The sequence below is a fragment of the Fulvivirga sedimenti genome, from assembly GCF_020328055.1.
In genome coordinates, this window is record NZ_JAIXNE010000004.1 from 216246 (window position 1) to 229354 (window position 13109).

The 13109-nt window shown below is 42.9% G+C and carries 12 protein-coding genes; 9 read left to right on the forward strand and 3 right to left on the reverse strand.

Translation table 11 applies throughout. The annotated features are described in order from the left end of the window. The first annotated feature begins 20 nt into the window (after nucleotides 1-20). The 4 genes from LDX50_RS18995 (at nucleotide 21) to LDX50_RS19010 (ending at nucleotide 3039) form a co-directional block, all read left to right on the forward strand. Nucleotides 21-281 carry a hypothetical protein gene (locus LDX50_RS18995; RefSeq protein ID WP_225697782.1) on the forward strand — a complete coding sequence of 87 codons (261 nt, stop codon included), beginning with the start codon at nucleotides 21-23 and terminating at the stop codon, nucleotides 279-281. Between the two features lie 164 nt (nucleotides 282-445). After that, nucleotides 446-1117, forward strand: a complete 672-nt coding sequence (locus LDX50_RS19000) for an NAD-dependent epimerase/dehydratase family protein (RefSeq protein WP_225697783.1) — start codon at nucleotides 446-448, stop codon at nucleotides 1115-1117. 24 nt (nucleotides 1118-1141) lie between these two features. Continuing rightward, complete coding sequence (locus LDX50_RS19005) at nucleotides 1142-2179, forward strand: MBL fold metallo-hydrolase (RefSeq protein WP_225697784.1); 1038 nt, start codon at nucleotides 1142-1144, stop codon at nucleotides 2177-2179. 53 nt (nucleotides 2180-2232) lie between these two features. Continuing rightward, complete coding sequence (locus LDX50_RS19010; RefSeq protein WP_225697785.1) at nucleotides 2233-3039, forward strand: cyclase family protein; 807 nt, start codon at nucleotides 2233-2235, stop codon at nucleotides 3037-3039. Nucleotides 3040-3057: 18 nt separating this feature from the next. Here LDX50_RS19010 and LDX50_RS19015 read toward each other — a convergent pair whose 3' ends face one another. From LDX50_RS19015 to LDX50_RS19025, 3 genes are all read right to left on the reverse strand, one after another. Next, nucleotides 3058-4248 carry an AI-2E family transporter gene (locus LDX50_RS19015; RefSeq protein WP_225697786.1) on the reverse strand — a complete coding sequence of 397 codons (1191 nt, stop codon included), beginning with the start codon at nucleotides 4246-4248 and terminating at the stop codon, nucleotides 3058-3060. A 77-nt stretch (nucleotides 4249-4325) separates the two neighbouring features. Further along, on the reverse strand, nucleotides 4326-5258 hold the full coding sequence (locus LDX50_RS19020; RefSeq protein WP_225697787.1) for a DUF1684 domain-containing protein: 933 nt from the start codon (nucleotides 5256-5258) through the stop codon (nucleotides 4326-4328). Between the two features lie 111 nt (nucleotides 5259-5369). Continuing rightward, nucleotides 5370-7895, reverse strand: a complete 2526-nt coding sequence (locus tag LDX50_RS19025) for a TonB-dependent receptor (RefSeq protein WP_225697788.1) — start codon at nucleotides 7893-7895, stop codon at nucleotides 5370-5372. A gap of 233 nt (nucleotides 7896-8128) precedes the next feature. Between LDX50_RS19025 and LDX50_RS19030 the strand changes: the two genes are divergently transcribed. From LDX50_RS19030 to LDX50_RS19050, 5 genes are all read left to right on the forward strand, one after another. Beyond that, the gene (locus tag LDX50_RS19030) at nucleotides 8129-9169 is read left to right on the forward strand and encodes a sensor histidine kinase (RefSeq protein ID WP_225697789.1); all 1041 of its coding nucleotides are present in this window, start codon (nucleotides 8129-8131) and stop codon (nucleotides 9167-9169) included. Next, a complete protein-coding gene (locus LDX50_RS19035; RefSeq protein ID WP_225697790.1) occupies nucleotides 9166-9888 on the forward strand; it encodes a LytR/AlgR family response regulator transcription factor in 723 nt (240 codons plus the stop codon). The genes LDX50_RS19030 and LDX50_RS19035 overlap by 4 nt, the downstream gene beginning before the upstream one ends. A gap of 10 nt (nucleotides 9889-9898) precedes the next feature. Further along, a complete protein-coding gene (locus LDX50_RS19040; RefSeq protein ID WP_225697791.1) occupies nucleotides 9899-10687 on the forward strand; it encodes an SDR family NAD(P)-dependent oxidoreductase in 789 nt (262 codons plus the stop codon). A 165-nt stretch (nucleotides 10688-10852) separates the two neighbouring features. Beyond that, entirely contained in the window at nucleotides 10853-11635 is a 783-nt protein-coding gene (locus LDX50_RS19045; RefSeq protein WP_225697792.1) for a hypothetical protein, read from the forward strand. A 387-nt stretch (nucleotides 11636-12022) separates the two neighbouring features. Beyond that, complete coding sequence (locus tag LDX50_RS19050) at nucleotides 12023-12955, forward strand: DUF4412 domain-containing protein (protein WP_225697793.1); 933 nt, start codon at nucleotides 12023-12025, stop codon at nucleotides 12953-12955. Nucleotides 12956-13109 lie beyond the last annotated feature (154 nt).

Consider the following 13109-nt stretch of genomic DNA (forward strand, 5'->3'; position numbering starts at 1 on the left):
TAATACTAAGTATACCGATCATGAGTAATGGAATAGGATTTGCCGGACTGGGGAAATATCTTAATGATAAAAGCCTGAACCTTCTCAGGCGAGGGAAAGGTGCTGCCCAACCTGATCCGTATCGGGAGGATTTGAGGGAATCAAATACCAATAAAACTGAATACGAAAAGCTCATTACCTGGCAACGGGAAAAACGACGCGAGATCATTCGAATCCGGCTGATCATCTTTAGCGTGCTGTTTCTTGTACTCCTTGCAATAACGGCTCTCCTTGTTTTTTGAATCTGATCTGGATATTTTAATCAAATCCCGGATAAATTATTGCTCAATAAACTGGGTTTAACTGAAGTTAATTAATACTTAAAAAAAGGTTTCCCCGGCATGAAAATGCCTGCGGCCAGATAAATGATATAAGTGCATGATCAAATTATTCAATAACTTACTATATGAAAAAAGTGATCATCACAGGATCTTCCGGAATGGTTGGAAAAGGGGTACTGCTGGAATGCCTCGACAATCCGGAAATTGAACATGTCCTCATCATAAACCGAAAGAGTATACATCTTTCCCATCCGAAAATTGAAGAAATCCTTCTTGAGAATTTTCAGGACATCGCACAGATTCAGGACCGGCTAGCCGGATATGATGCCTGTTTCTACTGTATGGGAATTTCAGCGGTTGGTTTGAGTGAAGAACAATACACGGAAATAACCTATACAATCACAAAAGCATTCGTTGACATACTTTATGATCTGAATAAAAAGATGGTATTTGTTTATGTGTCCGGGCAGGGAACAGATAGTACGGAGAACGGCCGCATTATGTGGGCAAGAGTGAAGGGCCGTACCGAGAATATGATTTTTTCCAAAGGCTTTTACGATGCCTATGCGTTTCGTCCCGGATTTATACTGCCTGAAAAAGATATTACCTCACGAACAAGGCTTTACAATATAATATACAAGATCGCTAAACCTTTTTTCCCGCTATTGAGAAAGTCGAAAAACGTTACAACCACAACGAAATTAGGGCTGGCGATGATCGCAACGCTGTTTCACCCGTCAACAAAGAAGATTCTTGATAACCGCGATATTAATCAATTGGCAGAATCTGTTGTTTAATTATCGCAGCAAACAGGAAATGAAATGAAGCAATTCGGCGGTAAAATAACACAGGAATTAAAGGAACGATATTCGAAGTCAGACAACTGGTCGGAAAACAAATTCCAGAACCTGGTAAAGACAACAATGGATGTGAACATCCAGACCCTTCCCAAAATACTTTACAGGCAATTTTTTGAGACAGCTGGAAGGGAGCCCGGGTCTCCCCTTCCGATCCAGCCTTTCAGAGCCAGTGAATTTCTTACCCCAACAGAGACACCCAAATTCATCTGGTATGGTCATTCAGTACTGCTGATGCAGGTGAGTGGTAAGACCATATTGATAGATCCAATGTTTGGCTCGAATGCCTCCCCCATTGCGCCATTTGCCACAAAACGATTTTCAGCCGGGTCACTGGAGATCATCGATTCTCTTCCTGAAATCGACCTGGTTTTACTCACCCATGACCATTATGATCACCTTGACCTGGATAGCATGCATCGGCTGATTCCCAAAGTAAAACACTTTTATACGGCCCTTGGCGTTGGCAGACATCTTAAATACTGGGGTGTACAAGGAAAAAATATAACCGAATTTGATTGGTGGGACCAGGAAATATTTCATGAAATCCAGATCACTTTTACTCCTTCCCGTCACTTTTCCGGCAGAGGTCTTACAGATAGGGCAAAATCACTATGGGGAGGATGGGTTCTGAAAGAAAATGGTTCCAGTATATATTTCAGTGGCGACGGTGGCTATGGAGATCATTTTAAAGAAGTAGGCTCCCGCCTGGGGCCTTTCGATATTGGTTTTATGGAATGCGGACAATACAATGAGCACTGGCGACAGATACATATGTTTCCTGAAGAAGCTGTTCAGGCCGGATTGGACTCGGGTGTTAAGCGAGCGGTTCCGGTTCACTGGGGTGCCTTCTCCCTGGCTCAGCACACCTGGAAAGATCCCGCGGAACGTTTTGTTCAGGCAGCAATGGAACAGAACCTGAAATTCCTGACCCCGCGCCTCGGCGAACAGTTCAACCTGGAGACCAGTCCCGGTGCCCACTGGTGGAATGATCATTCATAGGTTTGAATTTATTGACAGCCATCGTAAATTGAAAATCAACTAATCTCATCCGAATGAAACCAGCATTGTATACATTTCTTATAATTCTCCTCACCGGATGCTTTTCTGAGCAGAAGTCTGACTCAGAATCTAAAAATGGAAGCCTCCTGAACGGTACCATTATCGACCTGACGTATCCCTTTGACAGTACAACCTTGTTTTGGCCTACAGCCGATGGATTTCATCTCTCCGGATCTGCTGGTCTTACAGATAAGGGGTTCTATTATTCAGCCTATTCCTTCTCCTCAGCTGAGCATGGAGGCACCCATCTCGATGCACCCGTCCATTTTTCAGAAGGAAAACAATCTGTTGATGAGATCCCGTTGGAAAACCTGATAGGTAAGGCCATCGTAATTGATATTTCTGACTCCTGTGTGTTGAATCCAGACTACCAGATCAGTATAGCAGATATACAACAGTGGGAAAAGGAACATGGCACAATTAAAGATCAGACCATCCTGTTATTTCGAACCGGGTTTGGGAAATTCTGGCCGGATGCAAAACGATATATGGGAACCGACGAAAAGGGACCTGACGCTGTGGCGAAATTGCATTTCCCGGGCATCCATCCCGAAACAGCTGAATGGTTAATAACAAATCGTAAAATCTCGGCAACAGGCATTGACACACCTAGCCTTGATTACGGACAATCATCTCTCTTTGAATCACATCGCATACTCTTCAGCGCCAACATTCCCGGATTTGAAAATGTCGCGAACATGGACAAGCTGCCTGAAACTGGTTTTCAGATCATTGCTTTACCTATGAAGATAAACGGTGGCAGTGGCGGCCCACTACGCATTGTTGCTATTGTACCATGAAAGGAATCAAATGAACACCTAATCCTGATGCCCGGCTTCTGAATTACCCTGTTCTTTATTTTCCTCCTCCTCCAGATGTTGCATTCCCTCCTTCATATGTTCAACACCGGCAGGAACCATGTGATCTATTACTTTTTCGCCTTTAACAACAAGGCTCGAAGGATCCAAAGAATCACTGAAGGTGGCACCGTAAATCTCCCACATGGTTATAAACAATGCAGCCACGACCGGACCAATGATCAAACCCGATGCTCCGAACAATGCCAGACCACCCAGTGTACTGAAGAATATCATCAGATCCGGCAATTCAGTTTCTTTACCAACCAGTTTAGGCCGTATGAGATTATCGATGTTTCCAATCACGATTGCACCAAAAAGCAATAAGCCTATTCCTGCGGTTATGTTTCCTGTGATTAACAGATAAATGCCTGCCGGCAACCAGACAATCGCCGGTCCTACCGCGGGAATAATGGAAAAAACTGCCATAATAACCCCCCAAAAGAGTGTATTAGGTATTCCGGCAATCCACATTGCCACACCTCCCATAGCTCCCTGTACTGCACCAATAACAAAGGTTCCCTTGAGCGTTGCCCTTGAAACCGTAATAAACTTTGATAGTAATAAATTCTCTTCTTCCGAATTGAGCGGAAGCATATAAAGGACCCAGGCGAGATAATTCTTTCCATAGATTAAGAAGTAGTACATTGAAAAGAGCATCACGAAAAAATGAAAAAACAAACTCACCGCCCCTGAAGAGATCTGTCCAAGGTTATTAATCACGAATTTCCCGATACCGGCAATGAGACCCTCTACTGTGTCGACAAATTTTTCGTGGTCCGGGAAGAACTTTTCCACAATCGGAATATCATTGATCCGGTCGAGCAACGTACTTTGATCTCCAATTTTATCCTTGAGGATCGGCCCTATTGTTTCAGTGGCATTGATCGCCTGATCCACGACTACAACCAGCAAACCACTAACGGGGAGTAAAATGAGAAAAACAAAAATCAGAAGGGTGACGATACTCGCCCCTGAAGACCGACCGCCAAACCGTTTCTTAAGTCGTAGAAATAACGGGTAAAGCAGACCGCTGAAAATGGCCGATAATAATATGGTCATAAAAAACCCCTTGATCATGGCAATGAAAAGAGCTGACACGGCAAGGGTAATGGTGAGAACGGTTACACGGTTGAAGTAATCTTTGTTCATAGTTTATTGAATTAAACAGATCAAGGTAAAAAAAACAATTGATTTTTGAACATGCAATTTTTGATTAACACTAAATACTAATGAACACCGGCCATCCCGGTGTCTATCGGATCTGATAGTTCACCTGCCAGGATTTTGAATGGAAGGCGATTCTGTGGAGGGGCAAATTTGCATGTTGTGAACTCAGAGAAAATACATGCGGGATTATAGGCATAGTTAAAATCAACCTGTACAGGACCATTCTTCTCCGGAAGTGTAATATATAAATACCGTCCTGCACCATATGTTTGGTCTGCCGAAGTTTCATCGGCGAAGGTGGTGAACCCTTCCTCCCCCACATCCAGTGTATAAGTCTCATCACGATAATTAAATTTAACCTGTCCAATAAAGACTGAATTTTCCTTGAAGTCCAGGGTCGACGGAACTTCCTCGATCAGGGGCTGATCGAAGTATATAAACTCTCCATCCAGTATAAATTCTGCATTCGGTTCAAACCAATGATATCCTTTGAAATTCATTGCCTCAGGATGTTCATGATCACGGATCCGTAAAAAGAAATTTCCTTCACGGTTTAAAAAATGCCAGCTGAACCGGCCATATTGATAATCCTCCGACCTGAACCAGCCTGTACGTGGCAGTTGCACGGTAGAGTCTGAGGATCCATCGGCAGTTTCGAATAAAAACCCGGCTGAAACAAAAATCAATGAGTCCGGAGTGAAGTGTACCATGCCCAATTCCTCCGGAAAATCCTCATATTCAACCATAATGGCCTTGTCAGGGCGGGTACCAATATAATTCTGTTGATCCGGGAAAAGTTGATAACGACCAATCAACTGTAGGTATTCCATACGGCTTTTTTCTGCAAGTGTCTCCCGATAACTGCTCAGTGAATTCAAATAGACTTCATCCAACTCAGATTCCTTTTTTTGTGAATCACATGAAAAAAGAACTGACAAGATCAGTAACACAGGAGAAAAATAGTATCGGCTGGATTTTACCGTGATTTTCATAACCTAATATTACTTTTATGGGGGCAAATAAAAAAGGGGCAAATGCCCCTTTCTCAGTGAATCCCAGTGCCTAAACCAAACCAACCCTGGATTCTTGAATCATTTTGAAAACTAGTTATTCATCATATCCTGATTTCCACCACCATCTTTCAGATCGTTATTTTCGACCTTACGCTGTCTTCTGCGTGTCTGACCGGTTGTGAGCTTACCGATACGGTAGCTGAAATTCACTTTGAAGTTCATATTCCGCATGATGTTGGTATTAAACTGATCTACAAATGGCGTTGTCACTTCACTGGTCATCTTCATTCCGTTATTCAGGAAGTTTTCAGCTCCAATACCGACACTACCGCGCTTCTCCTTGAACATCCGGTTCAAACTGAGACTGTAAACATAGTACCCTGTCTGATAACCCTGAAGCTGTACCTGACGGCCACGAATGAATCCGAAGAACTGCAGTGCCCACTGCTCAGTTAATTCATAACTACCAAACAATCGGCCTGATACGACAAAACCTTCGTTAGATGCGTTGAAGAGTGGGTCTTCCAAATTATTATCCAACATGGCATAATAAGAATCAATACCTCCGCTGAGTTGTAATTTACCAATCTTGCCATTCGCGAAAATACTCACACCCAGGGCATCTTCCTGACCAATGTTCTGGAACGTTGAGAATATCGTATCCTGTCCGATAGTTTCACGTACCTGCTGGATTGATCCTGTTGTATTTCTCCAGAATGCTGAAATATTGATCGAAGTTCCTTTTTTGAACGTACTGTAAGACACTTCAAAATTATCGGTGAATTCAGGGTCAAGTGTAGGATTACCCTGTGAAATATTCAGTGGGTTGGATGCGTCGATATTCGGGTTCAAAAAGCGTAGTGACGGACGCTGGATTCTTCGATTGTAGGCAAATTTAACTGTTTTCAACGGAGTCAGCTTCTTCGAGAAGTTTATGCTGGGCACGAATGTTCCGTAATCCGGAATCTCAAGATCTGCTTCATCCGAAAAGTTCGCAGCAATCGTTGTATACTCATACCGACCGCCGGCCATCAGCGTGTAACCCTTACCTAAATCAAAGGTACCAGAGAGATATCCAGCAAGTACATTCTGAACGTAATCAAAATTATTGCTCAGATTTACACCTTCTACTGGTGTTAATGAATTTTCATCATCTCCCACCAGGTACAGAAAATCACTTGTTACATCACGCATAATATTCTTGGCACCCATTTCAACGATGATCTTGTCATTGATGGGCTCCACATAATCCAGTTGGATCGTGAATTCTTTGTTGTAACTGTCGTTATTATTCCGGATAAATGCGTTATCTATCGGTTCGCTGCTTTGAAGAGTAGCAATGTCAAAATCATTGGTTTGCTTGTTCTGGCTATACAGCGTAAGCAGGCTGATTTCTTTACCTTTTTCTTCAAAGGTCCTGAGGTAATTCAAACTAACATCAACCTGGTTGCCAAGATTATCGATCCCCACATCTTCTGTTGATGAGCGCAGACCCATTGAATTATTGGTTTGTGTCAGACGACCATCCTGGTTCGAACTAAAATTCCTGATTCCCAGGTTCACAGAAGCGCCGACCCAATTGTATTTATTAAAGGCATAGTCGGCACCGAAGTTATAACGCCCAAAAAGATAGTTGTTACGGGTATCCGCGAACTGACTGGTCGTTGAAACAATCGAACCGAATTCATCCTTAGTCGTTTGTTCATTCTCAAATTCACCTACCACATTGTAGCCGGCTCTGCCATAGCCACCCAGGGACAAACCGAGTCGACCCGTACGATAACTGGCATTCAATCCTAAGCTGGATCCTCTTAACCCTGCGCTGGAATTGACTGACAATGATCCTCCCTGAAGGTCATTTTTCTTGGTAATAATGTTTATAATTCCACCCGTTCCTTCAGCATCATAACGAGCTGATGGCGAGGTAATTACTTCAACTGTCTTAATCTGATCTGCAGGTATTTGTTTTAAGGCGTCAGCGATACTGGATGCTGTGATGGTTGAGGGCCTTCCATCGATCAACACCTTTATATTGCTGCTTCCCCGCAGGGAAACATTACCGTCGAGATCAACTGTAAGCAAGGGCACTCTTCGCAGCACGTCGGTTGCATCTCCACCCATTGTCGTTTTATCCTGATCCGCGTTGTACACAATACGGTCTACCTTATCTTCAATTAGCTCACGTTCTCCTTCTACCACAACTTCATCCAGTTGAGTGCTTACACTTGTGATGTTCAATGTACCGACATCATAGGACTCTCCCTTTCCGGTAATCTCAAACGGCCCCTTCTCAAGGGTCTGAAAACCAATGAATGTAACGCTCAGTGTGTAGGTACCTTCAACAATGTCTCGAATAACAAAGGACCCCTTGTCATCAGCCACTGTTCCGTCTACAATCCGGTTACTCTTTTGATCAACGATTGATATGGCCGCGTATGGTACCGGTTCCTGATTTTCATCGAGGATGGTTCCGGAAATCTTGCCGTATCCTACTTTTTCCTGCTGACGTTGAGTTACGCCGGGAGGCGGTCCATTCTGTGCCTGAACGTTATCCAGGGCCAGCATAGTAAAAATTGCGCTTAGCGTAATAAGTAATTTAATGTTAATCTTTTTCATCAGTTGTTTTGTTCGTCAACAGTATAGACGCATAATTAGCCTTATTGTTTACACCGATAGATGGAGAGTGCCTTAAACTCGACAGTTGAGCCCAATGTATCGACCATTTGGCATTTAGCACCTATGAAATCCCTTCATCTATGGAAGTGTGGTAGTCATCGATCAAGAACGCTCTCTGGTCGATTTGAATAGATGGATTGAAGCTTTTCAACCCTAAATCGCGTTCTTACATTATGTTGCAACGAAAAAAAGGATTTGAATATGTATCCGTCGGTATTCTGTGGGTACTGATTCTAACGCTTACCCCGAACAGCGTGGATGTCAACTGGCCTGTGGAATTTTGGTACCGTCAGCTATTTCTGGCATTGCTGCTCACCGTCGGGTATATTTTGCACTCGCAATACTTACTTCCAAAACTTCTGGACAGGAACAAATTCCTGATTTACGGCTTGTCTGTAATCGGAGTTATTACAGCTATCCTTCTTCTGGTACATTTCTTTGAAGACCAGATTGAATTACCCCGAAGAATGCATGAGTTATTCAGGCCTGAAAAACCTTATAATCCGGAAAACCGGCGAGGTCCATTCGATTTTACAAGCTTCTTCCTGATCCTTTTCGATCTCAGTTTGGGTGTCATTATTTTTCTTGTCCGCAAACAACAGAATGAACAGGAGATCCGAAAGGAACTGGAGCAGCTGCAGGTTCGCACAGAGCTTTCCTACCTGAAAGCGCAGATCAATCCACATTTCTTCTTTAATACGCTTAATAATATCTACGCGCTTACATCTATCGATGTAGAGGCATCCCGTACGGCGATACTGAAGTTATCCGCCATGATGCGCTATGTTATCTATGACGGTGATTCACAACATGCCACTGTCTCCGATGAAATCAATTTTATCGAAAATTATATTGAACTGATGAAACTGCGCCTTTCAAAAAAGGTTACCCTGAAGTTCACCAAGCCATCAGGTACGTACGATCAGCCAATTGCACCAATGTTACTCCTTCCCTTTGTAGAGAACGCCTTCAAGCATGGTATCTCCTCTACAGTGGCCAGCGAAGTGATTATTACCATTCAATTGACAGGCAATGTTCTTGACTTATACGTGGAAAACCCGATTTTCCCAAAGTCAGGTGAACAGCACGAAGAACACGGAATTGGAATTGCCAACACCCGCAGAAGACTGGAATTACTTTATCCCAGCCGTTATAATTTTGAGATTGACGATAAAGACAATACCTTCAAAGTCTCACTGCAAATTGAATTATGACAAAATTACGGTGTATTGCACTGGATGATGAGCCACTGGCACTGGCCTTAATTAAGGAATTCATTTTAAAAACCCCTTTCCTTGAACTCGTTGGCACATGTGAAAATGCCATAGAAGCGCTTGAAATCGTGAGAAATGAAAAAATCGATCTGATCTTCTCCGATATTCAGATGAATGATCTGTCGGGGCTCGAGTTCGGACGCGTTATAAGTGGTATGGAAGGTACGGGCAGGCCTTTACTAATCTTCACAACAGCTTATGATCAGTATGCCTTGCAGGGCTATAAAGTAGACGCGATTGACTATTTGCTGAAACCCTTCAGCTACGAGGATTTTGTTAAGGCAGCTACTAAAGCCCTGAACCTCCGCAATGCGAGGGCTTCCGCCTCACAGCCAGCCAGCAACTTTATCATGTTCAAAGTGGAATATCAGCATGTCAAAGTATTTCATGATGATATCCTGTACATCGAGGGTCTGAAAGACTATGTGAAGGTCCATATCAAAAACCAGACAAAACCCCTGCTCTCACTGATGAGCCTGAAATCCCTGGAAGAGCGCTTGCCTGACAATAAATTCATGCGGGTGCACAGATCCTTCATCATCAATCTCGACGAGGTTAATACCCTTGGACGCAATACCCTTACAATTAGTAGCCATGAAATACCGGTTTCGGATAGTTACCGGGACAAGTTGCAGCAATACTTTAACAGCGAACTTTGAGAGAATAAACGTGGAAATCACAAACTTCGGTCAATGGGCAATGGTAGCCGGTTCAGCGGAAGGCCTGGGCGCGGCATTTTCACGAAGCCTGGCGAGACGGGGATTGAATTTAATTCTCGTTGATCAAAATGAATCTGCACTTGAATCGCTAAAAAAAGACCTGTGCCGGGTATTCAATATCCGTGTTGAGACCATTATAACGGATCTGGCAAAGTCTGACAGTCCTTCACTCCTTCGGGATGTCATGGAGCAACATGATTGTGGTTTGCTGATCTATAATGCCGCATTCGGTCCGGTAAGGCTTTTTAAGGATTTATCGGAAAAGGATATCGATACCACGATCAACGTTAACCTGGGAACCCCTACGCGACTTATACAAATGTGGCTTGAAGGAAGACAGGATAAAAAAACTGGCGTAATACTGCTATCCAGCCTGGCAGGATTCAGGGGAACCCGGCTGGTTGTGCCATACGCGGCCACAAAAGCCTATCTATGGAATTTCACCGAAGGACTCCATTATGAATACCAAAACAAACCATATACGTTCGCGGTGTGCTGTCCCGGTGCTATTGGTACACCTAATTACCTGGGCACAAAACCCCGGCCTTTCTGGCTCGCTCCAATCCCGTCCAAACCATCGGACGTTGCCGAATACACACTTCGGAAATTTGGCGGGCAACTCTTCATTATGCCTGGAAGAATGAACAGAATATCTCATTTTTTCATGTCATATATCTTGCCAAGAAGCTGGGCCAGTGGATTGCATAACTATGTAATGAGGAAGCTGTACGAAGCCTAAAAGAGCCGCTAAGCCACCCTGATGGCTATAATTATCATATTAATTTACCCAGGTAAAGAATTAATATTGGTGATTTCAAATCAAAATTGTGTATATTGAACCTTGAATGTTCCTTTTTCAAGACCTGAAGCGGAACTTCAAACCACTACTACTAAATAAGACTTGTTGAGATCTAAAATCAGTTTCAGACTGCTGGCTTCGGTATGTGCGGTTGCATTTGGCGTAATCTCGGGCTGTTCATCACCCGAGCTCGATGAGACAGCCTGCCGGTCTGCCACCTATGAGGGAGATGTCATTTTGAAAACTCAGAATGACATAATCAAATTCGCTAATACCTGTTATACCGGTGTGGATGGTATGCTGCAGATCGGCGCATTTGTTTCAACAGATCCCAATGCCATCACCGACCTGACTCCCCTCCGGTCAATCGTACGCGCCAACAGCGTTCATATCGTAAACAATCAATCACTCTCTTCGCTATCCGGATTAGAAAACATAAAGAACATAAGCGAAAGTATCCTTGTATATGGTAATCCTAAGATTCGATCACTGAGTGTTTTTCGAAATATTACAAATGATCATGTCGCCCTTACCATCTATGAAAATGAATCACTTACCGGCCTTGAAGGGCTTCAGGGAATCCGTGAATTTCATAATGTAGATATTGTCAACAATAAATCTCTTATTGACCTTTATGCACTTGAAAATGCGACAAGGATGAGTTGTCTCTACATTGAGAACAACAAAACACTCACATCTCTTTCCGGTCTGGAGAATGTGGAGCATGTTAATTGTATTTATATATGGTCCAACCCCGTACTCACCGACTTTTGCGGGATTGCACAGTTGTTTCAGCGCGAAAGCGCCCAGCTGGAGTTTCAATGTGAAAGCAATGCTTTCAACGTTTCTGCTGAGGACCTCCATGAAGGGCGGTGTACAATTTTCTAAAATAGTCGCAAAACTGACCTCAACGATTCATTCATCTAGAATTCAATTCGGTTCATTGTGAACCTGTTCCCCATATCAAGATTTTTGGTGAAATACCAATCTCAAAAAACGCGCTCATAAGTATTGGCGGAATTACACTTGTAGACAAATTTAAACAGATAATCTCCTCCCTTATCATCCCGTCAGATATTCAGGCTGTTACTTCAATCATTGAAGAATTAATAATTAAATCAATAAACATGCGGTAAGCTTTACCCTAAAAAAACTATTAAAGATTTCTACCTAATTCTAGTGAATTTTCATGATTTAATTCTTTTAGCAGTCTGAATATTAGAGATTTAATCGCCTATTAAGTATATTCCTTTAACGATTAAAACCGCATAAGCCATGAAAACCAGGAACGTCATTTTATTTCTGTTAGCCGCATTCTTCATAACAACATCCGCCGATGCACAGCTACTGAAAAAACTCAAACAGGCGGCTGAGGATGGCGTGCAGGAAGCTGTAGAACGACGTGTTGCCCATGAAATAGAGAAGGCCGCTCAGAAACAGACAGACCGTTATCTGGAACAAATTTTCGGACCGCCAACCCAGTATGAGGGTGCAGGATATGATTACAGTGAAATGTTAAAGGGCATCGACCTGAATGTTGAAACCGAAGATAGTTATCATTTCGAAGGATTTACAGATATGGAAATTTCTGGCACTGATGAAAAGGGAAAAGAAATAGACCCCACACAGTTCAGAACTTTTATGAGTACCAACGCCGAGGTTTGGGCCATGCAATTGGAAACGGATGATAAGGACCTGGAAAGAACTGTAATGATTTTTGATAACACTCATAAAGCCACAATCATGCTACTGGAAAACAAGAAGGGCGAGAAATCCCGTGTGGCATATGGGCTTGACTGGAGTAAAATGATGGATTCTTCAATTGAAAGCACCATGGATTCAATGAAGGTTGCAGATTTTAACATAACCAAAACAGGTAATACAAAAACCATCATGGGTTATACATGTAATGAATATCAGACAGAAACAGATGAGTATACGGCCCGCTATTGGGTCAGTGAAGAACCTATTCAGGGATATTCCTCCTACTGGTCCAAAAATAACTTCCTTTTCTCTCAGCAAATGAAAAAGAAATATGCCACATATTTCGACCAGCTTCCTGAAGGTGATGTGCTTGAAATGAACTATGTCTCTAAAACAGGCGACGGTGACACCACCATGAAGATCATAGAAATCAATACCACCGAAAATTTTGACTTTGTGATGGCCGATTATGAAAATGGCCTGGAACAGACAGAAGAACAGTAGTTATCCGGTTCTGACCATTTCACATTTGCCCTGTTCAAACACAGGGCTTTTTTGTTGCTTAAAACCCCGTTTATGCTCAAATCCGAGGCATTTATTACATGAGTATATTCGAACGTCTGATTTAAATCGATTGGACGTATGTGTGGCCTATATT